At 68.3% G+C, this 23094-nt stretch carries 22 protein-coding genes and 1 pseudogene; 8 read left to right on the plus strand and 15 right to left on the minus strand.

Translation table 11 applies throughout. The annotated features are described in order from the left end of the window. Positions 1 to 449 precede the first annotated feature (449 nt). Positions 450 to 887, plus strand: a complete 438-nt coding sequence (locus AMK34_RS07775; RefSeq protein ID WP_051972468.1) for an enediyne antibiotic chromoprotein — start codon at positions 450 to 452, stop codon at positions 885 to 887. Positions 888 to 951: 64 nt separating this feature from the next. On the opposite strand, the gene AMK34_RS07780 is transcribed toward AMK34_RS07775, so the two are convergent. Further along, entirely contained in the window at positions 952 to 2427 is a 1476-nt protein-coding gene (locus AMK34_RS07780; RefSeq protein ID WP_158073276.1) for an exo-alpha-sialidase, read from the minus strand. Between the two features lie 199 nt (positions 2428 to 2626). Here AMK34_RS07780 and AMK34_RS07785 point away from each other — a divergent pair, with 199 nt between their 5' ends. Beyond that, positions 2627 to 3394: a class I SAM-dependent methyltransferase gene (locus AMK34_RS07785; RefSeq protein WP_038512332.1), complete on the plus strand. Its 768-nt coding sequence runs from the start codon at positions 2627 to 2629 to the stop codon at positions 3392 to 3394. Positions 3395 to 3439: 45 nt separating this feature from the next. Here the strand turns inward: AMK34_RS07785 and AMK34_RS07790 are convergent, their stop codons facing one another. From AMK34_RS07790 to AMK34_RS07800, 3 genes are all read right to left on the minus strand, one after another. Then, entirely contained in the window at positions 3440 to 4588 is a 1149-nt protein-coding gene (locus tag AMK34_RS07790) for an aminotransferase class I/II-fold pyridoxal phosphate-dependent enzyme (RefSeq protein ID WP_073843950.1), read from the minus strand. A 42-nt stretch (positions 4589 to 4630) separates the two neighbouring features. After that, entirely contained in the window at positions 4631 to 5758 is a 1128-nt protein-coding gene (locus tag AMK34_RS07795; RefSeq protein ID WP_073843952.1) for a nucleotide disphospho-sugar-binding domain-containing protein, read from the minus strand. A gap of 200 nt (positions 5759 to 5958) precedes the next feature. Further along, entirely contained in the window at positions 5959 to 6516 is a 558-nt protein-coding gene (locus AMK34_RS07800) for an SMI1/KNR4 family protein (protein WP_073843954.1), read from the minus strand. A 95-nt stretch (positions 6517 to 6611) separates the two neighbouring features. Here AMK34_RS07800 and AMK34_RS07805 point away from each other — a divergent pair, with 95 nt between their 5' ends. Then, positions 6612 to 7388, plus strand: coding sequence for a hypothetical protein (locus AMK34_RS07805; protein WP_073843956.1), 777 nt, complete (start codon positions 6612 to 6614; stop codon positions 7386 to 7388). A 12-nt stretch (positions 7389 to 7400) separates the two neighbouring features. Here AMK34_RS07805 and surE read toward each other — a convergent pair whose 3' ends face one another. The 3 genes from surE to AMK34_RS07820 all read right to left on the minus strand — a co-directional run bounded on the left by surE (position 7401) and on the right by AMK34_RS07820 (position 9771). Further along, on the minus strand, positions 7401 to 8141 hold the full coding sequence (surE, locus tag AMK34_RS07810) for a 5'/3'-nucleotidase SurE (RefSeq protein WP_073844666.1): 741 nt from the start codon (positions 8139 to 8141) through the stop codon (positions 7401 to 7403). Beyond that, entirely contained in the window at positions 8141 to 9064 is a 924-nt protein-coding gene (locus AMK34_RS07815; protein WP_073843958.1) for a 1-phosphofructokinase family hexose kinase, read from the minus strand. The genes surE and AMK34_RS07815 overlap by 1 nt, the downstream gene beginning before the upstream one ends. Positions 9065 to 9240: 176 nt before the next feature. Further along, on the minus strand, positions 9241 to 9771 hold the full coding sequence (locus AMK34_RS07820; RefSeq protein WP_073843960.1) for a CGNR zinc finger domain-containing protein: 531 nt from the start codon (positions 9769 to 9771) through the stop codon (positions 9241 to 9243). 97 nt (positions 9772 to 9868) lie between these two features. On the opposite strand from AMK34_RS07820, the gene AMK34_RS07825 reads away from it, so the two are divergent. From AMK34_RS07825 to AMK34_RS07840, 4 genes are all read left to right on the plus strand, one after another. Continuing rightward, on the plus strand, positions 9869 to 10756 hold the full coding sequence (locus AMK34_RS07825; protein WP_073843962.1) for an alpha/beta fold hydrolase: 888 nt from the start codon (positions 9869 to 9871) through the stop codon (positions 10754 to 10756). A gap of 40 nt (positions 10757 to 10796) precedes the next feature. Then, a complete protein-coding gene (locus AMK34_RS07830; protein WP_038512313.1) occupies positions 10797 to 11027 on the plus strand; it encodes a hypothetical protein in 231 nt (76 codons plus the stop codon). A gap of 91 nt (positions 11028 to 11118) precedes the next feature. Further along, positions 11119 to 11436: a hypothetical protein gene (locus tag AMK34_RS07835; RefSeq protein WP_073843964.1), complete on the plus strand. Its 318-nt coding sequence runs from the start codon at positions 11119 to 11121 to the stop codon at positions 11434 to 11436. Beyond that, positions 11433 to 13232 carry an APC family permease gene (locus tag AMK34_RS07840; protein WP_038512307.1) on the plus strand — a complete coding sequence of 600 codons (1800 nt, stop codon included), beginning with the start codon at positions 11433 to 11435 and terminating at the stop codon, positions 13230 to 13232. Before AMK34_RS07835 ends, AMK34_RS07840 begins: the two co-directional genes overlap by 4 nt. 66 nt (positions 13233 to 13298) lie before the next feature. On the opposite strand, the pseudogene AMK34_RS07845 reads toward AMK34_RS07840, so the two are convergent. From AMK34_RS07845 to AMK34_RS07865, 5 genes and pseudogenes are all read right to left on the minus strand, one after another. Then, a pseudogene (locus tag AMK34_RS07845) lies at positions 13299 to 13886 on the minus strand (phosphate signaling complex PhoU family protein); the annotation flags it as partial. Positions 13887 to 13994: 108 nt separating this feature from the next. Further along, positions 13995 to 15974 (minus strand): amino acid transporter, encoded by a 1980-nt coding sequence (locus AMK34_RS07850; protein WP_073843965.1) that lies wholly within the window; start codon positions 15972 to 15974, stop codon positions 13995 to 13997. A 233-nt stretch (positions 15975 to 16207) separates the two neighbouring features. Next, entirely contained in the window at positions 16208 to 17161 is a 954-nt protein-coding gene (locus AMK34_RS07855) for a DMT family transporter (RefSeq protein WP_073843967.1), read from the minus strand. Positions 17162 to 17267: 106 nt separating this feature from the next. Beyond that, on the minus strand, positions 17268 to 17900 hold the full coding sequence (locus AMK34_RS07860) for an MBL fold metallo-hydrolase (RefSeq protein WP_073843969.1): 633 nt from the start codon (positions 17898 to 17900) through the stop codon (positions 17268 to 17270). Then, on the minus strand, positions 17897 to 18982 hold the full coding sequence (locus tag AMK34_RS07865; RefSeq protein WP_073843971.1) for an S-(hydroxymethyl)mycothiol dehydrogenase: 1086 nt from the start codon (positions 18980 to 18982) through the stop codon (positions 17897 to 17899). Before AMK34_RS07865 ends, AMK34_RS07860 begins: the two co-directional genes overlap by 4 nt. Before the next feature lie 151 nt (positions 18983 to 19133). Here AMK34_RS07865 and AMK34_RS07870 point away from each other — a divergent pair, with 151 nt between their 5' ends. Continuing rightward, positions 19134 to 20399, plus strand: coding sequence for a helix-turn-helix transcriptional regulator (locus AMK34_RS07870; protein WP_073843973.1), 1266 nt, complete (start codon positions 19134 to 19136; stop codon positions 20397 to 20399). Between the two features lie 11 nt (positions 20400 to 20410). Here AMK34_RS07870 and AMK34_RS07875 read toward each other — a convergent pair whose 3' ends face one another. The 3 genes from AMK34_RS07875 to AMK34_RS07885 all read right to left on the minus strand — a co-directional run bounded on the left by AMK34_RS07875 (position 20411) and on the right by AMK34_RS07885 (position 23068). After that, positions 20411 to 20596 carry a hypothetical protein gene (locus AMK34_RS07875; protein ID WP_073843974.1) on the minus strand — a complete coding sequence of 62 codons (186 nt, stop codon included), beginning with the start codon at positions 20594 to 20596 and terminating at the stop codon, positions 20411 to 20413. Positions 20597 to 20683: 87 nt separating this feature from the next. Continuing rightward, positions 20684 to 22066: an ATP-dependent 6-phosphofructokinase gene (locus AMK34_RS07880; RefSeq protein WP_073843975.1), complete on the minus strand. Its 1383-nt coding sequence runs from the start codon at positions 22064 to 22066 to the stop codon at positions 20684 to 20686. A 33-nt stretch (positions 22067 to 22099) separates the two neighbouring features. Next, on the minus strand, positions 22100 to 23068 hold the full coding sequence (locus AMK34_RS07885; RefSeq protein WP_073843976.1) for a fructose-bisphosphatase class II family protein: 969 nt from the start codon (positions 23066 to 23068) through the stop codon (positions 22100 to 22102). Positions 23069 to 23094: the final 26 nt, after the last annotated feature.

Raw genomic sequence — 23094 nt, forward strand, 5'->3', positions numbered from 1 at the left:
GCGTGGAGGATTCGGGACGGTCAACGTCCCAAATCCTCCACGCTCGACCGTGCGTCGGAGATCCCGCCGTCATCGAACGCCGAGGTTCACCCGAGATGCCCTCCCGCGGACAGTCGAGAGACGTCAAGCCACCGCGGCACACCCCTCCGCGCCATCTCGATCGGCGGGACGGACGACTTCGCGGAAACGGCCCACCGAGGGCCGGAATCGATCACCGTTCACGATCATCGCAGGTGAGAAAAGTCCACTTCGGACACTCCTCCCCAAGATCGAACCAAGCGTGGAATGTCCGACTTCTCCTCGATTGCCACCCCGTCCTGTTTGTGTGTTCTTCACTGACCGACCTGTGTAAAGTAATTGGCAGATGAGGTTGAGACAGCACAAGGAAGTGCTGAGAAATCCACTCATCACCTCTGAGAAATCCACCCCAAAATGATCGGAGTATTTCGATGCGCGTGAAGAACGGCACCTCCCGCATTGCCAAGGTCGGCGCTATCGCGGTGTTCGCCACCGGATTGGCACTCGGATCGTATTCCGTCGCCAACGCGGAAACCGTCGAGTCCGTTTCCGTGACGCCCACCTCGGGTCTCGCCGACGGCGCGACCGTGCAGGTTTCGGGTTCCGGCCTCGCCGCCAACTCGACGTTCTGGATCGGCGAGTGCGGCCAGGTTGGCACGGAATGCCTCGGAGACGCGGGCAGGGTCCTCCAGGTCACCTCGGACGGCAGCGGTTCCTTCTCCACCCCGCTGACGGTGGTCAAGCAGTTCAACGGCCACAAGCTGGACGGCAGCACGGTCGCCGTCGACTGCAACTCGACCCAGTGCGCCGTCGGCGTGTTCAACGCGGACGCCTCGAGCGTCGGCAAGGTGACGATCTCGTTCAACTAGTCGTGGTACGGGTCATGAATGCCCGGTGTCGCCCCGCGCGAAAAAACCGGCACCGGGCATTCATTCACCCGCGCCCGTAGATACTCGTCGCGTAGATATCAGTACGGTTGTCGAGATCGCCATCATTGGGTTTCGCGAAAAGCGAAACAAAAGAGTTCCTCCCGGCAACGAGTCCGTACTGTGCACCCATGTACAAATACGGTGTCGGACCGAAGATGTCCGCTTTGGGGACGACGGCCAGATCGGACGGGCCGTCCACCTTTCGCTCCGACCACGTCGCACCGGCATCGGTGGACGTTGCCAGCCAGAAATCGGTTGGCAACGTCACCGGGTCGGGGGTATTGGGCCGGAAGTCGTAATAGGTCACCCCGACGGTACCGTCGCGGCGAGCGGCCAGAGAGAGCGAAAAGGCGGGCACCGAGGGGTCACCGCTGGCCGCGACCGGTTCGGACCAGGTGAGACCGCCATCGGTCGAACGGGCGACGACGACGGCGTCGCGAGCACCGCCCGAGAACCGGGAATCCTGCCATGCCGTATACAGCACACCGCGTCCGTCCATGGCGCTGTGCATGAAGTACCCCGCCTCGGCGATGGGAGTTCCCGTGTCCGGGTCCTTGACACCCGCCGAGCGCATTTCGCTGATCTTCACCGGCTGTGACCAGGTGCGCCCCTTGTCGGCGGAACGGATCGCCATGGCCTGGAATCCACGCTCATGGGTCACCGGATCCTCGGAGATGGCGGTGAAGGGGAAGACGAGGACCCCGTTCGGCAGTACCTCGACGCTGCCGGCGAATCCGTAGGTGTTGAGACCGCCGTCGAAGATCGGGCGCGGCTGCTCCCAGGTCTTCCCGCCGTCGGAACTTCTCGCCAGGTACATCGGCCCGGTGGACTGCCCGTCGTCCCGCGTTCCAATCCGGCACCAGGCGAGGTAGACGTAGCGCGAGTCCGTCGGGTCCGCGGTGATCGTCGGGAAATCGTTCAGCGCCATGCCGCTTTCCCGGGTGATGGTTTCGGGATCGCTCCAGGTTCGGCCGCCGTCGGCCGATTTCGTCACTTGGATCGCGTGTTCGGATTCGGGGCTGAAAAGGCCTCCGGTGATGGTGAGCGAAGTCAGGTACACGGTCCCGTCGAGCCCGATCGTGCTCCACACGTCGAGTATTCGCTTGAAATCGCCGCCGTTCTCCTCGTCGCCGCCCGCGCATTCCGTCAAGGGCGGGGTCGAGCGCGACCACGACCGGCCACCGTCGAACGAGGTCACGACCACGGCGCCACGCGAACCGCCGTCCTGCCAGCGATCGACCTGATAGGTGCCGACCAGGTGCCGCGGATCGCGGGGGTCGATCGCGAGAGTCGGCTGGACCTCGGAGTTCGTGTACAAGGTGGTCGGCGTTTGCTCGCCGGCGCAGCCCTGAGTGAACGGGGTCGCCCGGGACGTCCGGACCGCCTGGCGGCCCGCGGAAGCGGAATCGCCGATGAGCAACGCGCTCATCGTTATCGCGATCGTCGCCGAGATCCGCCGCCAAATTCGTAGCCGATTCATGTGTTCACCCCTCGTTTTCTTGATCATCCGGCGAAATCGATGCTAGTTACGGCTTTCCGCCATCACCAACTTCCGCAATGCGCCATCGCGCCGGTCACGCGGACCGCAGTTCGCGAGTGGCCGCGGTGACGAGACCGGCCGGACAATCGGCGAGGAAGCCTGCCCGGTCCGGGCAAGGCCGAAGGAATACGGAGATCCCATGACTGACGAGCAGGACTGGGCGGACACACACGCCCGCTGGGGAGAAGACCACACCGAGCTTTACGATCTCGTCTTTCGCAGCAGGGGCAAGAACTTCGAGACCGAGGCCGACGACATCACGCGGCTGATCCAGTCCAGGTTCCCTGCCGCGGCCAGCCTCGCGGACGTCGCCTGTGGCACCGGCGCTCATTTGGCCAGGTTCGCGAACTCGTTCGATCACGTCGAGGGCGTCGACATCGCGCCGGCGATGCTGGGTGTCGCGAGCCGCCGGCTGCCTGGTGTCAACCTGCAGCTCGACGACATGCGGACCTTCGACCTCGGCCGGAAGTTCGACTCGGTGGTGTGCCTCGGAAACGCCATCGCCTGCCTCGAGTCGCGTGAGGACATGGAGGTGGCGATCAAGAACCTCGCCTCACACCTGGTACCCGGCGGCGTGCTTGTCGTGGAGCCGGGGTGGTTCCCCGACATGTTCATCGACGGTTATGTCGGCGGGCATCTGGTGCGCGACAACGGCAAGGTCGTCTCCCGGATCACCCATTCCGTACGGGAAGGCGATCACGCGAGGGTGGAGATCAAGTTCGTGGTCGGCGAATCGACGGGTCTCCGCGAATGGACGGACTACTTCCTCATGAACCTGTTCACGCAGGAGGAGTACGTGTCGGCTTTCGACCGAGCCGACTGCTCGGTCGAACTCCTGGACATTCCGTGGACGCTCGGATCGGACCCGCATAACGCGCCGGGCCTGTTCGTCGCCGTCCGAAAGTGACACTCGTCCGTCGAAGGCGTCCCTGAGATCCGGTCGCCGCGACGCCTACGCTCCCGCGCAGGCGTCGCGGATGATCTCACAGACGGCCGCGATCTCGGCCGGACCGACGGCGGTGCCGGTCGGCAGCGAAAGCACCCGCTCGCACAGCGCCTCGGTACGCGGCAACGGGAGCGGAGTGTGGACGTCCGGACGCCCCCGGTACGGGTCGATCATGTGGCAGCCCGGATGGAAATAGGGACGGGCGAGGACGTTGTGCTCGGTCAGGGCAGCCTGGACCGCGTCGCGGTGGATTCCCGCGGTCGCCGCGTCCACCTCGATGACCACGTACTGATGGTTCGCGCGTTCCTCGTCGGCCTGTTCGTAGACCTTGACACCGGGAAGCCCCGCGAGCCCGTCGCGGTAGGACTCGTGGTTCTCCCGGTTGATCTCCATGAACGCTTCCATGGCCTCGAGCGAGGTCAGCCCCATCGCGGCCGCGGCCTCGGTCATCCGCCCGTTGATCCCGCACGCCACGGTCTCGCGATTGTCGTCGAGCCCGAGGTTTCGCATGACCCTCGCCTGCGACGCGATGCGCTCGTCGTTCGTCACGATGGCGCCGCCTTCGAAGCTGTTCACGTACTTCGTGGCGTGGAACGAGAAGATCTCCGCCGACCCGAATCCACCGACCGGTTTTCCCTTGTAGGTGCACCCGACGGCCTGCGCGGCATCGAACAACACCGGAATTCCGTGCCATTCGGCCAGCTTCGAGAGCTGATCGATCTCGCAGGGGCGGCCGAACACGTGGACTCCGACGATGGCGCGCGTCTTGGGCCCGATGAGCTGTTCGACGTGTTCGGGGTCGGCGTTCGCCGTCGTGGCTTCCACGTCACAGAAGACCGGGACCAGGCCGACCCACTGAAGGGCGTGCGGTGTCGCGGGTGAGGTGAACGAGGGAACGATGACCTCGTCGCCCGGCTGGAGCCCGGCCGCCTTGGCCGCGATCTGGATACCGGTCGTCGCGTTGGCAACCGGAACGCAATGCCCGGTTCCCGCCATTTCGGCCACCCGGGCCTCGAATTCGCGGACCAAGGGACCGTTGTTGGCCAGCCACAGCCGATCCAGGGCGCCGTTGATCCTCTCCAGGAACCGATCCCGGTCACCCACGTTGGGGCGTCCGACGTGAAGCGGATTGCTGAACATGGACTTCTTCACCATCGATCGTCATCCTTCACGTTCGGTCGGTATCCAACGGTGCCTTCAGGGGATCAGCTTTTCGAATATGCCGGTGATCTCGAGCGGCGAGGGCGCGGCGGCCATTTCGGCGGCGATATCCGATGCGGCGATGCCGAACTTCACCGAGCCCAGCAATTCCAAGCAGCCTTTGGCCACGGCTTGCGGCGTGATCTGCGCGGGAAGCAGCCGAATGCCGGCGCCGGATTCCGCCACCGCGCCCGCGTTCTCGAACTGATCGTCGAACTGCGGGAGCACCAGCTGGGGAATTCCCGCTTCGAGTGCGGTCAACGCGGTTCCTTGGCCACCGTGGTGTACGACGAGATCACAAGCCGCGAGGACCTGGGACAACGGCATCCGGCCCACGTGACGGATGACGGCGGGCAGCGGTGGCCACGATGCGGCGACCCCGGCGTCGACGGCGACCACGATCTCGACGTTCAACTGGGCCAGCTGTTCCAGGATGGGCAGTGCGAGCTGGGCGAACCGTCCCTTTTCCAGGTGCGGGACCACGGTGCCCAGTGTCAGGCAGATCCGGCCCCCGGCCTGGCGTTCCACGGCCCAGGACGGGACACTGGCGTCACCGTTGTAGGACACGTGCCGGATGCTCCGGTGATCGGCCGCGTAGGGCAGCCGGAGGCTGCGCGGCCAGGGATTGACCACCAGGTCCGGCCGAGGCAATCCGTCCAGTCCCCGCGCTTCGAGCTCACCGGCGAGGATGTCGGCGCCCCCCATCCGGTACTCGCCGAGTTCGGCGATCCCCCAGTGGAATTCCACCCACGGGACACCGCTCACCGCGGCGGCGATCGGCCCGCTGAGCTCCGCCCGCTCGCTGACGACGAGGTCCGGCCGCCACGCGTTCATCAGCGACGTCATTCCCGGCAGGTTCCGGGCGGCGATCTCGGCGAAGACCCGACCGTGCGCGTACCGGCGCAGTTCCTCGCCGTTCCCGGAATCGCCGGCGGTCAAATCGACCAGGGACACCATGGCCGATCCGCACGAAACCGCGGGCAGACCCGCACGGAGTACGGTCGGCACGAATTCCTCCGAGGTGGCCACCAGCACCTCGTGGCCACGCGCCCGGAAGGCCCACGCGAGTGGGACCAACGGATAGAAGTGACCGGACAAGGGCACGGTGGTGAAGAGAATCCGCATATATGTCTCCGACGTGGACATCCGCTTTTGGTGGTTCCGCGACACGCACTGAAGCAGAGCGTAAACGCCGCGTTTCCCGCGCGTTTATCCATAACTGGCGTTTTACGGCCACGAAGGAGTTCAGAGCAGAATGCAAGAGGCCGTGGTGCTCGCCCGTGGTCGGCACGGTCCGTTCGGGCCGACCTGCCTGCCATCTCCGATCAATGGAGATCGAGAAGGACGAGCGTGCTTTCTTCGACCTTGACGCGTCCGGCTTCGACGAGATCCGCCGCACGGGCGAGGAACGCGGCGAGCGACGGCGCTATCGGCTCACCGAGGTCCGGCACGTTGGGACGGGACACGACCTGTCCGACGGTGCCGAGTTCGCCGGGAGCCAGGTCCAGGAAGTAGCAATCGCCCTGGAAAGCGAGGAACGGCAACCAGGATTCCGACCACACCGTCCACCGCAGGCAAGCGGGTTGCTCGACGGGTTCGGCCAGGTCGCCGACCACGTCGGTGAGCATCCGGTGCATCTCGATCATCTCGTCGACGGTCAGGAAATGGTGGAAGTTGAGCGGTCCGTTCAGTTGGTCGGGGTCGTCTTGGCCCGCCGACACGCGCAGGAGGTCACGCAGATCGGCGGGCAGGACGAGCCCGGTCTCGGTGGCGAGCCGGTCGAGTTCCCGCTCGGACGCGCCGGGCAGGAACGGTGCGGCGTCGGGCAATTCCCGCTCGATGATGCTTCGCAACCGGGCGAACTCGCGGGCGGTCTGGTTCATGACGGCCAGTATTCACCACGTCCGGGTAAATCCGGATGACCTTGATCCGGTCCGGCCAGTAGTCTCCGGCGAACCGAGAAACAGAGGGAGCCAACGTGTCCAGCCACTTCGGGGCGATCGGGATCGACGTCACGAGCCAGGAAGAATTCGGGGAACGGGTCGTTTCCCTGATCGGCGCGGGCACCGCCCGGCGGATCACCAAGAAGATCAGCGAGCACGTCTGGACCGATCCGTCCGGTGCCCGGCTGGTCGCGCAGGTCCACAATGGTCAGATCGAGTTCCTTCTGCCCTGTCTGGCAGGCAAAGCGCCCGCGGTCCCCGTTGGCGACATTCGCCTCGTCGACGACGAGACCGCGATGCTCGACCTCCTGGACGGTGTCGGCGGGGAAATGATCTGCCCCATCGCGGTCGAACTGGAAGACCGAGCGGTCCTCGCCGGCTCCGGCGGGCGGCTCGAGTCCGGCTCCCTGGTGCTGGCGGCACTGGCCGAGGAAGTCACCGTGCACGCCGACGCCGACGCGTACTCGGCCTCGCAGGACGGTGAACTGGAATTCGCCGCCGACCACTTCATCCCGTCCGGCACCTTCTCGCCAGGAGAACCCGCACCCGGCTGGGCGCCGTCGGCCCACGCGCTGTTCGCCGGCGAGGTCGTCGAAGCCGAGACCCCCGTGAACACCGTCACCGGCACGGCATTCCACCGGATCCGGGTCCGCACCATCGCGGCGATCGAACTCGACGTCGCCATCGCGACCACCGAGCTCGAGCGACCGCCCGCGCGCGGCAACATCGTGACCGGGACCTTCTTCCTGACCGGAAGCCTGGGGCTGCAGCCGGAAAACCCCGTGAAGCGGCGGAGCTGGTTCCGGCGGTGAGCCCGCATGAGGTCACCAGTCCAGATGGGGATCTTCGGTGACCGAGTTCAGCGCGGTCACCGTCGCGTGGCCTTCGCTCAGCAGGCGGGCGTCGCTGCCCGGCGACAACTCGCCCTCGACCGTGACCGCGGTCAGGGTGAACGCGCTGTCCTCGCCGTTCTGGATGTGACTGCGCACCGCGCCGAACTCGGCCAGCCCGGTGCGTTTCGGCTTTCCCGCGTCGGCGCGATCAGGCACGTTGAGGTTCAGAACCGCACCGGCGGGCAGTTCCGTCAGCCGGTCGAACAGTGTCGCGGCGACGGCGACCGCGGTGTCCCAATGGGGTCGCGGGCCGGGATCCAGTCCCACGTCGAGTGAGACCGCCAGCGCCCTGGCACCGTTGATCGAGGCCGTCAGCGCCGCGCCCACCGTGCCCGAGTGCAGGATCGCGCGCCCGACGTTCGCCCCGTGGTTCACGCCGGACAGGACGATCTCCGGTGCTTCGCCGAATGTTCCCTGCGCCGCCGCCAGGGCGATCAGGCCGGGATGCGCGGCCACGGCGAACGCGGGAACACCGGCCAGCCCGGGCAGCTCCCGCCGTTCGATCGCGACCCGCCCCGCTCCCCCGGCACCGGTCAGGCCCGCGCTGGTCCCGCTCGCCTCCGCCGCGGGCGCGGCGACCACCACGGTCCAGCCGTGGTCCACGGCGCCTTGGGCCAGCGCCGCCAGGCCCGGCGAGTCGATACCGTCGTCGTTGGTGATCAGGGCACGCATCAGGAGGCCTCCCACGGTTTCAGGCGTACTCGTCCGGTGAGTTCCCTTACCGCGCCGTCACTACCCGAACCGAGACCATGTCGTGTCACGTTGATCGCGCCTGCCGCGGCGCCGAGCTTCACCGCGTCTTCCAGCGACCGGCCTTGCGCCAGGCCGACCGCGAGCCCCGCGGTCATCGAATCCCCGCCGCCGCGGGTGTCGACCGGCGTCAGATCGGGCGACTCCACCAGGACGAACCGCCTTTCCAGACAGGCGAGTGTCTCCTCGGCCGCACGGGACACGACGACCGCCCGGGCACCGCCCGACGCCAGCTCACGGCAACCGTCCGCGAGGTCGGCCAGCGAATCCGACTCGGCCAGTCCGTCCTCGACCATCTCCTCGTGGCTGACCTTGATCACCGCCGGCTCCCCCGCGAGCGCCCTGGCGAGCCGTTCCCCGGAGAGGTCCACCACGACCGGCGTGCCGTGCGTGCCCAGGTCGCGGGCGAGCCGTTCGTAAGTCGAATGCGGCACCGGGACGTCGTCACCGTCCGGCCCGCTGAGTACGGCCACGTCCGCGCGCAAGGCCTGGACCAGCGTCAGCTCGTACAGATCGTCGAGTTCGTGCCGGGTCAGCGCGTCGGCGGGCATCCGCACCATCTCGTCCCGTCGGCCGTCGCGCCGGTCGTGCACGTAGGCGCCGTTGCGTGCCGCGACCTCGCGGACCTCCGCGTCGACGCCGATCAGATGCCGCAGCACCCGCCCGGTCTCCCCGCCGAGCGCGCAGCACACCACCGCCCGCCCGCCGAGGGCGTCGATCATCCGCGACTGCCACACTCCCTGCCCACCCGCGTGGACGTGGACGTCGGGAGCCCCGTCCAGTTCTTCCACCGTCACCGTCAGCTGCGGAGACGGCGCGAACACCGCCACTCGACCCTCAGTCATACCGGCCTTTTACCCGTTTTGCCGGATTCCATGCGTGACGGCAGCGCGTATGGGCGATCGGCAAGTCCGTGAAGGCCTCCTTGAGGGACCCAGAGTCCCTCAAGGAGGCCTTCACGGACAGGGGCGCCCTGTCCGAACCGTTCGCCTTACCCCTCGATATTCGCGCCGGACCGGCGCTAGGCCGACTGTTCGCGACGATAGTGGCGGGCGGCTTTCGCCCGGTTGCCACAGGTTTCCATCGAGCACCACCGCCGGGTGCCGTTCCGCGTCGTGTCGTCGAAGTACAGCGTGCACGCCGGATACGCCGAACATCGCTTGATCCGGTCCGGACGCGTGCGAAGCAGGCTCAAGTAGCCGTACGCCGCGAGCCACGCGGGCCGCCAGGCCGCGTCGTCGACCTCGATCACCTCTTCGACGCCACCCTCCCGTAGTTCCGGCTGTAGACGCCCGCGTGCCAGCACCTCGTTCAGCGCGCGCTCGGCGGCCTCACCGGGGTTTTCGAGCACTTCACGCAGGACGGAACGCGTGTGGCGCAAGGGTTCCTCCGCGCCCGGCGTATCCGGCAGGCCTCGCTCGGCCAGCCAGGCATCGACTCCCCCCGGCTCGTCGAAGACGTCGCGCCACTCACCACGGTCGGGCCACGTGGTGTTCAGCAGATCCAGCGCGAGGGGTTCACCGGTCAGAGGACGTTGCAGCACGAGAGTCATTCTACCCTCCGTCGACCGCTTGACAGGTTAGGTCGCAGCATGCTTGAGTCTAACCGTTCCAACATACTTAGAAGGTTAGAACCGAGGAGCGCCTGTCATGTCCGAAGTCACCCGATCCGCCGGCGAGGTCTTCCACCGCACCGCGACCATCGACGGCCGGAGCGTCTTCTACCGGGAGGCCGGCGACCCCACCGCGCCGACGGTGGTCCTGCTGCACGGTTTCCCCACGTCGTCGCAGATGTTCCGCACGCTGATCCCCGCGCTGGCCGACCGCTATCACGTCATCGCCCCCGACCACATCGGCTTCGGCCACTCCGACGCCCCGCCCGTCGACCGGTTCGAGTACTCGTTCGAGCACCTGACCGCGATCACCCTCGGCCTCCTCGACAAGCTCGGCCTGGACCGCTTCGCCCTCTACATCCAGGATTACGGCGCGCCCATCGGGCTCCGCATCGCGAGCAGACACCCGGAGCGGGTCAGCGCGCTGCTGGTGCAGTCCGGCAACGCCTATGTCGACGGCTTCACGCCGTTCTGGGACGTCCTGTTCGCCCACGCCAAGGACCGCGAAACCCACGAGGAGGCGGTGCGCGAACTCCTGGAGCCCGCGGCGACCCGCTGGCAGTACACCCACGGCGTCCCCGCCGACCGGCTGGACCGGCTCTCCCCGGACACCTGGACCCTCGACCAGGCCCTGCTCGACCGCCCCGGGAACAAGGAGGTGCAATTGCAGTTGTTCTGGGACTACCAGTTCAACCTCGACGTCTACCCGGCCGTCCAGGAGTACTTCCGCGAGCACCGGCCGCCGACGCTCATCGCCTGGGGCGAGCACGACGAGATCTTCGGCCCCGACGGCGCCCGTGCCTTCCTCCGCGACCTGCCTGACGCCGAGCTGCACCTCCTCGACGCCGGGCACTTCGCCCTCGAGACGCACGGCCCGGAGATCGCCGCCCTCATCCGGGACTTCCTCGGACGCGTCCTGTCCTGATCACGGCCGCCGTATCCTCTGTATGAGGCGGAGGTGCGGAATGACGGACGAGCAACTGCTCATCGAGTTCGCGCTGACCCGGATGGACAATCCCGGCCTCGACCTCGAGGAAGTGGCCACGCTGACAGTCCGGCGGCTCGGTGAGGACCGGATGCTGGACTTCGCCGGGCTCACCCTCGCGAGCCGGGGCGAGCTACGCGGAGCCGTGTTCCCCGCCGCGGTGGAACACGTGCTCCGCGTCGTCCTGACCTTGCGCGGTCCGGACGACTGAGCGTGGTGGCGACGTCAAAACGGGGCCGTTCGGCATGTGAAGGCCGTAAGCGGCTCTTCAGCCGGCGTCCAGGACAGGCTCGGCTATCGGGATGCACACCGCACGCCGGACCACCGTCTCCGCCTCGATCAGCTATCCCCTGGGTTTCGCAGGTGCTCCAGCCGCGGCTTTCCTCGCACGAGCGGGCGGCTCACCACAGCCGCTCGTTTCGGTGTTGCTCATGGTCGCGGTGATCGACGCCATCGCCTTGCTCGGCACCGCACGGGCCGCCTTCGTCACCGCGACGATCTGCTGGCTCCTGCATTCCTGGCTGGTGCTGGGGCATCCATCCGGGCGCGACGCCCTTGTGTTCGCGCTGAATTCCCTGGGCGCCACCGGTTTCGCGGCCCTGTCGAGGAACGCCAGGTGACCACGACCCTCGCCCGCCCCGAGAGCGGAACCGACCGCTCCGAACGCCACCGCCTTTCCGTCATCGGCGGGCTCGCCGCGCTGTCCTTGGACGCGATGGCGTCGGTCGCCTATGGACCCGAGGCCATCGTCATCGTGCTGGCCGTCGCCGGTGGTGCGGGGCTGGGCTTCACCGTTCCTGTCACGCTCGCGATCGCGGTCCTGCTGGGCGTGCTGACGCTGTCCTACCGTCAGGTGATCGCCGCGTTCCCCGACGGCGGCGGCGCCTACGGGGTCAGCCGGGCCTACCTCGGGCGCCGAGCCTCACTGGTGGCGGCGGCATCGCTGATCGTCGACTACGTGCTCAACGTCGCGGTGTCGGTGGCGGCCGGGGTGGCCGCGCTGACATCGGCGTTTCCCGGGCTGCTGCCGTACACGCTGTGGTTGTGCCTCGGCGTGCTGGCGCTGGTCACCGGGGTGAACCTGCGCGGCATCGCCGAGAGCGCCCGGATGTTCGTCGTGCCCACCGTGATCTACGTCGGCGCGATCCTGACCGTGATCGCCGCCGGCCTGTTCCGTTCCGGCCCCGCCGCGGCGGTCGTCGCGCCGGACCACGCGCAGAACCTGCAGACGGTCGGCATTCTGTTGCTGCTCAAGGCCTTCGCGAACGGCTGCGCGGCGCTGACCGGAGTCGAGGCGATCGCCAACGCCGTCCCGTCGTTCCGCAAGCCTCGAGTCCGGCGCGCGCAACACGCGGAGATCGCACTGGGCGGCCTTCTCGGCGTGATGCTCCTCGGGATCGCCGTGCTGATCGGGAAATTCGCCATCCATCCGGTGGACGGCGTCACCGTGCTCTCGCAGGTGACGACCGCGGCGCTGGGCGACGGCTTCGGTTTCTACCTGGTCCAGTTCTCGACCGTGGTCCTGCTCGCCTTGGCCGCGAACACGTCGTTCGGCGGGCTTCCCGTGCTGGCCCAGTTGCTCGCCAAGCACAACAAGCTGCCGCATGTGTTCGCCTTGCGCGCGGAACGCCAGGTGTACCGCTACGGCGTCGGTTTCCTCGCGATCACCGCGGCCCTGCTGCTCGTCATCACCGACGGCGACATGAACACCCTGGTCCCGCTGTTCGCGATCGGGGTGTTCGCCGGGTTCACCCTCTCCCAGGTCGGGATGGTCCGGCACTGGCGGCGGAACCGCCCATCCGGCTGGCGGGGCAAGGCCACGCTCAACGGCCTCGGCGCGCTGCTCACCGGAGCCGCGGCGATCGTGGTGACGACGACCAAATTCGGCGAAGGCGGCTGGTTGATCGTCGTCGCGCTGCCGCTGCTGGTGGCGGCCATGGAATGGGTGGAACGCGGCTACCGCCGGATCGGCGAGCGGCTCGGACTCGGCCTGACCCCCGCTCCCCCGCGACCACACCGCTCACTCGTCGTCGTCCCCGTCCACACCGTCTCCCGCCTGACCCGTGACGCGCTCGCCGCCGCATTGTCACTCGGCGACCACGTCGAGGCCGTGCACGTCATCCACCCCGAAGACGAACAGTCAGCGCGGGACTTCGTCGCCGCGTGGGAGAAGTGGCATCCCGAAGTGGCACTGGTCCTACTCCACGACGAACGACGCCGTCTCGGCGAGCCGCTGGTGGAGCACCTCCGCACGGTCGGCGACCGGCACGTCTTCGTGCTGATCGCCGAGGTCGAACCGGAGCATTGGTGGCAGCGGGTCCTGCAGAACCAGCGCGGCGGCGTGCTCGCTCGCGCCCTGCGCCGCCACTCGGACGCCGTCGTCTGCCGGATGCGCTTCCGGTTGGCCGCCCGGTGAGTGTTGCCACGGAAGGAATCCGTGATACCGCCCGGGGCGATCGACGACGAACGTGGTCCGCTCCGCCAGCGAGACCGCGTGATCGGCGAACCGTTCGTAGTACCGGCTCACCAAGGCCGCGTCGACCGCTTGCGCGGTGCCGTAGGCCCAGTCCTGGTAGTCGATCACCGCGAAGAGCGTCCGGTGCAGGTCGTCCATGTCGTCGTCGACACTGATCAGCGTCCGGGCCAGTACGGCGTCACGGTTCTGGACGGCCTGCCCGGCCATCACCGCCAGCCACACCGCGATGCGGCCCATTTCGACGAACCGCGGCACGAGCACCTGCGGCACCACCCGGGCCGGGTACCTGCGCTGGACGGCCTCGGCGACATGAATCGCCAGCCGTCCCATCCGGTCGAGGTCGCCGACGGCGTGGATCGCCGCCGGCACGACCCGCGGATCGGTCGTCACCGGCGACTGCGACACCAGGATCGCGTGTGCGTCTTCCTCCGCCTCGACCTTGACCCGTCCCAGGGTCGCGCCGTCGGCAATGACCTCGCACGCCAGCTCGCCGTCGGCTTCGACCAACGCCGTGCCTGCCCGGTCCATCATGTCGGCGACCAGCCGCGACGTCCGCAGCAGCCGGGCGACGAGCCGGTCGAATCGTTCGTGCATGGACCCGATCCTCGTGCGACGGGAATCCCCTCTCGGTGACACGAGACCGAATTTCACGGGAACAGTACGCCGATCGCCCCGGCCTCGATCCCTTGTTGACGCCTGTCGTCAGCCGACGTGGATTCCCGGCCGCAGTGCCGGATCGCGTTCGCTGGTGCGGATGATCTCGCGGACCACCGGTGCGGTGTCGCCGCGGCCGAGGATCAGATAGCGGAACAGGTGCCCGAGCGGATTGCCCTCACTCCATTCGAAATGGCACTGCGGCCGCACACCGGTGGCGTCGCGCAACGCGAGCAGGACGGCCGCGATCGCGTTCGGCGCGGCCGGGCTTTCCACCCGCAGGACACGGAAACCTTCGATCTCGACACCGCGGACCTTCAGCACGTCGCTGAACCCGGACGGGTCGATGACGTCGATCTCGAGGAACAGGACGTCGGCGGCACCCGGCACCGGGTTCAGGCCGCGCTGCTCGGCCTCCTTCGCCCGGTACTCGTCGGCGTCCCCGGCCTGGCGGCGGTTCGCGATGATGGTCAGCGCGCCGTCGTGGGCGATGGAATCGGTGACGAACCGGCGGGCGGGCTCGTCGAATTCGATGTGCTCCACCCGTAGTTCCGTGGTGCGCGTGACCCGCGAGATCAGCGACACCACGATGATCCCGAGAATGAAGAACGCGGAGATCGTGAGACCGTCGGGCTTCTCGATGACGTTCTCCACCAACGCGTAGATCAGGATCAGCGTCAGCACGGCGAACGCGATCGCGGCCTTGCGCTGCCGCTTCTTCGCCGCCGAGATCGCCACCGCGACCGACGCGGACACCATCATCGCGAGGATCCCGGTGGCGTACGCGCCGGCCTGGGCGTTGACGTCGGCGTTGAAGATGATCGTCACCAGGACGCAGATCGCGGTGTAGACCAGCACCACCGGACGGACCGCGCGGGCCCAGTCCGGCGCCATCCCGTACGCGGGAAGATAACGCGGCACGATGTTGATCAGCCCGGCCATCGCCGACGCACCGGCGAACCACAGGATCAGGATGCTGCTGATGTCGTAGGCGGTACCGACCCATTCGCCCAGCAGCTCGTGCGCGAGGTACGCCAGCGCCCGGCCGTTCGCCTCACCACCCGGTTTGAACGCGTCGGCCGGGATCAGGACCGTGGTGACGAAACTCGTCGCGATCAGGTACACCGACATGATCAGCGCGGCGGCGGTGAGCAGCTTGCGGGTGTTGCGTATCCGGTTCGCCAGTTTCTGTTCGGCGTTCTCCCCCTTGGCCGCCACCAGCGGCATCATGCTCACACCGGTCTCGAAACCGGACAATCCGAGCACCAGCAACGGGAACGCCAGGATCGCCGGTCCGACCACACCGCCGAACCCGCCTCCCCCGGAGGTGAGCGCGTCGATCCAGCGGTCGAACGCGCCGGGTTCGGTGAACACCTCGCCGATCCCGGCGACCACGACGACGGCGTTGAGCACCAGGAAGATCGCGACCAGCGGGATCGCGACCCCGACCGCCTCACTGAACCCGAGCAAGAACACCCCGCCCAGGATCAGCAGCAGGACCACCGTGATCAGCACCTCGTGCCCGTGCAGGAACGACGGGGTGATGGGGTTCTCCAGCGCGTGCACCGTGGCATCCGCCGACGAGAGCGTGATCGTGATGATCCACGATGTCGCGACGAAACCCAGCAGTACCAACACGAAGATCTTGCCGCGCCAGAACGGCAACAGGTTCTCCAGCATCGCGACCGACCCCTGACCGTGCGGGCTCTCCTTCGCCACCCGCCGGTACATCGGCAACATCCCCAGCAGGGTCAGCGCGACGATCAGCAACGTCGCCAGCGGTGACAGCGCGCCCGCCGCTAGCGCCGCGATACCGGGCAAATACGACAACGTGGAGAAATAGTCCACGCCGGTGAGGCACATGACCTTCCACCACGACTGCGGTGTCGTGTGTTCCTCGTGGCTCTCCGGCCCCACCGGCTGGACCCGGTGCTCCATCAGCCACCGGCCGACCTTGCCCGTGGGCGCCACCTGCCGATCCGGACTGTCCACCCGATCCGGAACAACGTAGTCCGGTACCTCGGTCATACCCCTGTCCTCCCCGCGCACTGCACGCCATCTCCCCCGGACGGGGCGGCCGCACACCGACGCGGACACTAACGACCCGGCGCCAAGAAACGCCGATCCGGCCGTAAAGAAAACATCAATGTCGCGCGACAGAAAGACGTGCCGTTCGCGACGAGGTGATCTCGGGTCACTTCCCGGCCGTGCCGGGCCGGCCGCCGATGGACTCCTGGTAGGCGGCGGGCTTGTGAGGACGCTCAGCTTTCGGTCGGCGCGTGTCCGGGTTCCGGTCGCCGGAAGCGTGGATGGGTCGCCAACGCCAATGCGAGGAACGTGATCACGATGCCGGCGATCGTGGCCACCGACGGCTCTCGGCCCGGCGTGAACGCGTCGAGCACGACCGCGCCGAGCAGCTGCCCTGCCACGCTGGCCAAGCCGAACACCAGCACACCGAGATGCCGGACGGCGATCGTGGCCACCGCGATGACCCCGACGCCGATCACCCCGGCGAGGTAGAGCAGCGGCTCCGCGGGCAGGCGCACCGGTGAGCTCCAGCCGGACACGGCCCGCACGGTCAGCACGCCGGCCAGCGACGTGGCCGCGACGGCGAAGTTGACCAGCGTGGCCGGCCACGGCGATCCGGCGATCACCCCGAGCCGCCCGTTCAACGCCGACTGGACCGCGACCGCGGCACCGGCGAGCACCGGCAACGCCACCACCACTGTCCCGGATCCACCCCACGCGCCGTGCCCGGCCACCGCGACCGCCACCACGCAGGCCACCGCACCCGCCGCCCGCGCCACCGTGATGCGGCGCCGCCCACCGGGCCCGATCGCGAACCGATCGACGACCAGACCACCGACAGCCGAGCCACCCACCACGGCCACGGTGAACACCGCCACCCCGACAGCGCCGACGCTGATTCCTTGCCCGGCCACGAACAACGCGCCACAGACGCCGCCGGCCAGGTGCCACCACCGCAGGTCGCCGTCGCGCACCGCCGCGCGCATCAGCCGCAGCCCGCGCCGTCCGGCCGGGTGCAGCGGAACAACCAGCAGTAACAGGACAAGGCCGACGACCGTGGACGCCAGCGTCGCCGCGATCCCGTCCCCTACCCGTGAACCGAGCTCTCCGTTCAACCGGGCCTGAACCGCCAACCCCACGCCGGCGGTCACCGCCCCCGCCACCGGAACCACACCACGCCCCGTCACTGGCCGAACAGTGGCAGCCCTGACTTCCGTCCGGGCGCAAAAGTCGCCAAGGCCACAGACACCGGAATTCGGCGACGCCCGCGCCCGCCTCGGATGAGTGGACGGTTCAGTGTCCTCGGGCGATCCATTCGGCCAGGTGCGGGGCTTCGGCGCCGATCGTGGTGGGGTCACCGTGTCCGGTGTGGACCTTGGTGTCCTCGGGCAAGGCGAAAAGCCGTTCCCTGATCGAGGAAATGATCGTCGGGAAGTCGGAGAACGAACGTCCCGTCGCGCCGGGTCCGCCCGAGAAGAGCGTGTCCCCGGAGAAGAGGGCTTTTGCCTCGGGAAGATGCAGGCAAACCGATCCGGGCGAGTGTCCCGGCGTGTGGATGACCTCGAGCTCCGTGCCGGCGACGGCGATCCGTTCACCGTCCTCCGCGCTCCGGAAACGGACGCCGGGATGGGTCATCTCCCACAGCTCCCGATCCCCCGGATGCAGAACGGCGGGCGCGTGCAGGTGTTCGCTGAGCTGCGGAGCGACGGTGACATGGTCGTTGTGCCCGTGGGTGCAGACGACGGCGACGACGGCGCGGCCGCCCACGGCCTCGGTGATGGTCTTCTCGTCGTGCGCGGCGTCCACGATCACGACCTCGTCGTCGTCCCCGACGAGCCAGACGTTGTTGTCGACGTCCCAGCTCCCGCCGTCGAGTTCGAAGACCCCGGCGGTGACGACGCGCTCGATCCGCAGGTTCCCGCTCACAGGATCACCACCGAACGCAGCACTTCACCGGCGTGCATGGCGTGGAAGGCCTTCTCGACACCGTCGAGCGCGATCCGCTCGGTCACGAACCGCTCCAGCGGCAACCGGCCCTGGAGGTACAGGTCGATCAGCATCGGGAAGTCCCGCTCCGGCAGGCAATCGCCGTACCAGGACGACTTCAGCGAGCCACCGCGGGAGAAGAAGTCGATCAGCGGCATCTCCAGCCGCATGTCCGGTGTCGGGACTCCGACCAGGACCACGGTGCCCGCCAGGTCGCGGGCGTAGAAGGCCGCTTTCCACGTCTCCGGGCGGCCGACCGCGTCGATGACGACGTCGGCGCCGAAACCGCCGGTCAGTTCCTGGATCGCGGCGACCGTGTCGGTGGCACTCGCGTCGACGGTGTGGGTCGCGCCGAGTTCACGGGCCCACGTGAGCTTCCGCTCGTCCCGGTCGACCGCGATGATAGTGCCCGCGCCCGCCAGCCGGGCCCCCGCGATGGCGGCGTCACCGACGCCCCCGCAGCCGATGACCGCGACCGAGTCGCCACGGCCGACGGCGCCGGTGTTGACCGCCGCGCCGAGCCCGGCCATCACACCGCAGCCGAGCAGGCCCGCGACGGCCGGGTCCGCGGCGGGATCGACCTTGGTGCACTGTCCGGCGTGGACGAGTGTCTTGTCCGCGAACGCACCGATGCCCAGGGCCGGCGTCAGTTCGGTGCCGTCGGTCAGCGTCATCTTCTGTGTCGCGTTGAAGGTGTCGAAGCAGTACTGCGGACGTCCGCGTTTGCAGGCCCGGCACTGTCCGCAGACCGCGCGCCAGTTGAGGACGACGAAATCCCCCGGCCGCACGGAATCCACGCCCTCTCCGACGCTTTCCACCGTGCCCGCGGCCTCGTGCCCCAGCAGGAACGGGAACTCGTCGTTGATGCCGCCCTCGCGGTAGGTCAGATCCGTGTGGCAGACCCCGCAGGCCGCGATCGACACGACGACCTCGCCCGGGCCGGGGTCCGGGATCACGATGTCCGTCAGCTCCACCGGAGCGTTCTCGGACCGGGCGATCACCCCGCGCACCTGCTGTGGCATTCCCTGTTTCCTCCACCGTTCGACGACACAGGCATGCGCCTGAGCGCATGCTTCACGTGAGGCTAGGCCGGAAGCAGGCGGGAGCGACCTGGCCATCGGTCCAGTGGATCCTGTCCTTTCGACCAGGCGAGCCGGCGGATAGGCTCATCCGATGCCCGACTCCGCCGGCCTGACCGCACTGCGCGACGTCATCGAGGGCCCGCTGCGCGAAATCGCCGACCGGTTCTCGCGTTTCCTCGCCGACGGCTGGCCGCACCAGGCCCTGGTCATCTTCACCCGGGAGTGCACCGGGCGGCCTCGCAAGGTCACCGGCGCCCGGGAGATCACCGACAAGGTCACCATCGCCGAACTCGAAGCACTCAAAGCAAGTGTGCCCGCCGGCCATCAGCTGACCACGACGGCCGCCCTCGGCGGTACCACCCGGACGGTCTGGGCCGTGCAAGATCCGATCGGCACTCTGCTCGTCCTCGTCCCCCGGTCGAGCCGGACCCGCTTCCCGCGACCCGCTCCACTGGCCGAGGTCTTCGGCATCGTCGCGACCTCGATCCGCCAGCAGGTGACCCAGGCCAGCCCCGACTACCTCGCCGAATCCCGCGCGGCCTCCAGCGAACGCGCCAGGACGATCACCGAAATGGCCGCGGCACACGAAACCGCGCTCGTCACGATCCTCACCACCCTGCGGTCCGCCCGGCTGGACGACCACCGCGCCCGGCTCGCCGCGACCGACTCCGCCTCGGCCGCGCTGGTCGCGCTCCGATCCGCCCGGGAAACCGATCTCGCGCAATCCGAAGAGCCCGCGCACGCCGCGTTCGGCAGGCTAAGGCGGGAAATCCGGCAGATGCTGCGCCATCACGACGCGGAACTGGAGTTCACGGCCCCGGCGAAGAACGGGCAGCCGGTACCGGGTGAGGTCGCCCATGCCGCCAGGGCGATGACTTGTGCGGCGGTCCTGGCCTTCACGGGCCAGCCGGATCTGACCCGCCTCCGGATCGCCTGGTCGAGCGACAGCACCGCGCTGCATCTCGATGTCCGGGACCGGGAATCCGGGAACCTCGACGTCCAGGGTCTGCGAGCGCAGCTCGACGGACGCGCGAAAACGCTGGGCGCCACCGTCGAGATCGACGCCGTCCCCGGCTGGGGCAGTCGCGTCACCATCGACCTCCCGTTCGAGCCCGCCTCGGGCCGGGTCGACGAGACTCAGCTGGCGGACCTCAATCCCCGCGAACTCGAAGTGCTCCGGCTCGTGGCACAAGGACAACGCAACAAGTCCATCGCCGCCGCGCTCGGCATCACCGAAAGCACGGTCAAATTCCACGTCGCAGGCCTCTTGAAGAAGCTGAACGTCACTTCACGCGGTGAGGCCGCGGCCTTGGCCTTGAGTGCCGGAGTCCCAGGAACTCAGGGCGCAGCGCCATGATCGCGATCCGGCTACCAATAGCGGACCGAGCAGACCGAGCACGGTGCCGTGGTCTCGTCGTGTTCACACAGGACGTGGCGCGCGGCCTGCGAACGCCGGAAGTCCTTCAGCCGCCCGCAAAGCCACTCGAACACGGTCAGCGGCCGGTAGCCGGGTAACTCCTGGGAAACGGTGTCGCGCCTGCGCTGAGACCACATCTCGGTCGCCCATCCTGGTCGGCCCCCGGGAACTGATCGGCATTCGCGTCGGTCGAATGGCCGACACCGTACCTCGGACCTCGCCGTTCAGCAGAAGCCCGCACGAGCCTTCTCCCGGTCCGGTGCCACGCCGAACTCAGCGGGCTGGCAGGTGGTTTCGAGCACCGACATCCACAGGTCGCCGTCGGGGTCGACCTGGTTGCGGCGGCTGGTCATCAGGGAGAACGGGACGTGCACGAAGCGACGTCGCCAGCGCGCGACCGCGGCTTCGGTACGACCCGCCATGGCGGCGTGCACCGCGGCGTGGGCGAGCCGAAGGCAGTAGACGCTGTCGTAGGCGTTCGCGGCGATGCTGCGCACCGCGTAGCTCGGGTCGATGTAGCGCATCGTGGGGGTCAAGCCTGCCGCCGTCAGGTGTCCGGTGATGCTCGCTTTGAGCAGTTCACCGATGTTGCCGAGTCTGACGTTGCCCGAAGCGTCGGTGCCGTGCCCGTTGTACTCCGGCAGCCCGTGTGCTTCGAGAAGGTCTTGGCCCGCACCTTCCGCCAGGACGATCACCACGTGGCCCTTGGCCCGCACGTGCTGCTCGACGTGGGCCAGCAGACCGTCCGCTCCCCCGAGGCTGAACGGGATCTCGGGGATCAGGACGATGTCCGCGGCGTTCGCGGCCAGCGCGGCGTAGCTGGCGATGAACCCGGAATGACGGCCCATCAGCTTCACGATCCCGACGCCGTTCGGGCTGGCCGCGGCTTCTACGGAGACCGCGGAGATGAAGTCGGTGGCCCGCGCGAACGCGCTCTGGAACCCGAACGACTGGTCGGTGAAGGGAAGGTCGTTGTCGATCGTCTTCGGCACCCCGATGACGGCGATGTCGAGTCCGCGTGCCCTGATCGCCTTGCCGAGGAACGTCGCGGCGCGCATCCCTCCGTCGCCGCCGATGACGAACATGACGTCGATGCCGCGCTGGACGAGGCTGTCGACCATCTCGTCGGCGTCCTGGCCGCCGCGGGAGCTGCCCAGGATGGTGCCGCCGGCGTTGTGGATGTCGCGGACGCGCTCGGGGGTCAGTTCGACGGTGTCGTGGCGGTGTTCGGCCGTCAGGCCCTGGAGACCGTTCCGGAAACCCAGGATCCGCTTGACCTTGTAGTGCACGGCGAGTTCCTGGACGAGACCGCGGATCACGTTGTTGAGACCGGGGCACAGCCCGCCGCAGGTGACGATGCCGGCGGTCACCCGCGCCGGATCGAAATAGATCTTACGGCGCGGCCCGGCCGCTTCGAAGCTCGGCGCCGCACCGGACGGTAGGTCGTGGTCGGCCAGCATGGACACGGTGTCCTCGAGCAGGACGCGGTCGCCCTCCGCGACGTAATGCGGAGAGGTCTGCTTGGTGGAGAGCATCTCGGAGAACGGCGAATCGAAACGGCACTCGCCGAGGCGGCGAACGCGGAGGTCGTCCAGGTGCAACGTCACCGAATCTCCTTGATCGTAGGTGCTTCCGGGTAGCTATCCGAAGATCGTGTGCGTGACGTGCCGAACCTGGCCCCTGGAGATCAGGAGCGATTCGACGACGGTCCCGCCGCCGCCTTTTCTCGGCCGTCCGACGAGTGCCCCGCCGCTGACGCCGGTGGCGACGAAGAAGGCGTCGCCCGCCACGAGCTCGTCACGCTCGTAGACGCGTTCGACGGACATACCGGCCGCGCGGATCGCCGCCGCTTCCTCTTCCCGTTGCGGGACAAGGCGGCCCAGCATGCCGCCGCCCAGCGCGCGGACCGCGGCGGCGGTCATCACCCCTTCCGGGGTACCGCCGACGCCGAGGAGCAGGTCGACGTCGAGCGCCGGCAGGAGCACCGCCAGGCTCCCCCCGACGTCGCCCCCGGCCGGGGTCTGCACCGCCGCGCCCGCTGCGACCACTCGCGCGATCAGATCCTTGTGCCGCGGCTTGTCCATGATGACGACGCGGAGCTCGGAGACCTTCTTCCCGAGCGACCGGGCGACCTTGCTCAAGGTGCGTTCGGGCGAATCGTCGAGATCGATGACGTCCTTCGCCGGGGACGGCACCACGATCTTGTCCATGTAGAACCCCGGTCCGGGTGACCACAAGGTGCCGGCCTCGCCGAACGCGATCGTCGCCAGGGACCCGGGAAGGTCCTTGGCGCAGAAGGAAGTCCCTTCGAGCGGGTCGACCGCGATGTCGAAATCCGGTCCCCGGCCGTCACCCACGACCTCCCCGTTGAACAACATCGGGGCGTCGTCCTTCTCCCCCTCCCCGATGACGACGGTCCCCCGCCCGGGCGCGTCGGCCAGCGCCTCCCGCATGGCGGTGGTCGCCGCCGCGTCCGCGGCCTTCTGAGCGTGCCGTCCCACCCAGGCGTAGCTGGCCACCGCGGCGCGGCAGGTGGCGGCCAGCGCCACCGCCTCCAGGGTGTGGATGTCGGCGGTGTTCCGCGGTGCGACCTCGTTCCGGCGCTGCATCTTGGACTCCTCTACTCGGACGTGGC

Source organism: Amycolatopsis sp. CB00013, assembly GCF_001905755.1.
Lineage (GTDB): Bacteria > Actinomycetota > Actinomycetes > Mycobacteriales > Pseudonocardiaceae > Amycolatopsis > Amycolatopsis japonica.

Excerpts from the sequence above, each read along its gene's own strand:
- AMK34_RS07795 (WP_073843952.1), bottom strand. The coding sequence starts at position 5,758 with ATGCGGATTCTCTTCACCACCGTGCCCTTGTCCGGTCACTTCTATCCG.
- AMK34_RS07885 (WP_073843976.1), bottom strand. The coding sequence starts at position 23,068 with ATGCAGCGCCGGAACGAGGTCGCACCGCGGAACACCGCCGACATCCAC.
- AMK34_RS07775 (WP_051972468.1), top strand. The coding sequence starts at position 450 with ATGCGCGTGAAGAACGGCACCTCCCGCATTGCCAAGGTCGGCGCTATC.
- AMK34_RS07875 (WP_073843974.1), bottom strand. The coding sequence starts at position 20,596 with ATGTGGTCTCAGCGCAGGCGCGACACCGTTTCCCAGGAGTTACCCGGC.
- AMK34_RS07780 (WP_158073276.1), bottom strand. The coding sequence starts at position 2,427 with ATGAATCGGCTACGAATTTGGCGGCGGATCTCGGCGACGATCGCGATA.
- AMK34_RS07830 (WP_038512313.1), top strand. The coding sequence starts at position 10,797 with ATGACGGACGAGCAACTGCTCATCGAGTTCGCGCTGACCCGGATGGAC.
- AMK34_RS07790 (WP_073843950.1), bottom strand. The coding sequence starts at position 4,588 with ATGGTGAAGAAGTCCATGTTCAGCAATCCGCTTCACGTCGGACGCCCC.
- AMK34_RS07870 (WP_073843973.1), top strand. The coding sequence starts at position 19,134 with ATGCCCGACTCCGCCGGCCTGACCGCACTGCGCGACGTCATCGAGGGC.
- AMK34_RS07835 (WP_073843964.1), top strand. The coding sequence starts at position 11,119 with ATGCACACCGCACGCCGGACCACCGTCTCCGCCTCGATCAGCTATCCC.
- AMK34_RS07800 (WP_073843954.1), bottom strand. The coding sequence starts at position 6,516 with ATGAACCAGACCGCCCGCGAGTTCGCCCGGTTGCGAAGCATCATCGAG.
- AMK34_RS07825 (WP_073843962.1), top strand. The coding sequence starts at position 9,869 with ATGTCCGAAGTCACCCGATCCGCCGGCGAGGTCTTCCACCGCACCGCG.
- AMK34_RS07820 (WP_073843960.1), bottom strand. The coding sequence starts at position 9,771 with ATGACTCTCGTGCTGCAACGTCCTCTGACCGGTGAACCCCTCGCGCTG.
- surE (WP_073844666.1), bottom strand. The coding sequence starts at position 8,141 with ATGCGTGCCCTGATCACCAACGACGACGGTATCGACTCGCCGGGCCTG.
- AMK34_RS07850 (WP_073843965.1), bottom strand. The coding sequence starts at position 15,974 with ATGACCGAGGTACCGGACTACGTTGTTCCGGATCGGGTGGACAGTCCG.
- AMK34_RS07865 (WP_073843971.1), bottom strand. The coding sequence starts at position 18,982 with ATGCCACAGCAGGTGCGCGGGGTGATCGCCCGGTCCGAGAACGCTCCG.
- AMK34_RS07815 (WP_073843958.1), bottom strand. The coding sequence starts at position 9,064 with ATGACTGAGGGTCGAGTGGCGGTGTTCGCGCCGTCTCCGCAGCTGACG.
- AMK34_RS07785 (WP_038512332.1), top strand. The coding sequence starts at position 2,627 with ATGACTGACGAGCAGGACTGGGCGGACACACACGCCCGCTGGGGAGAA.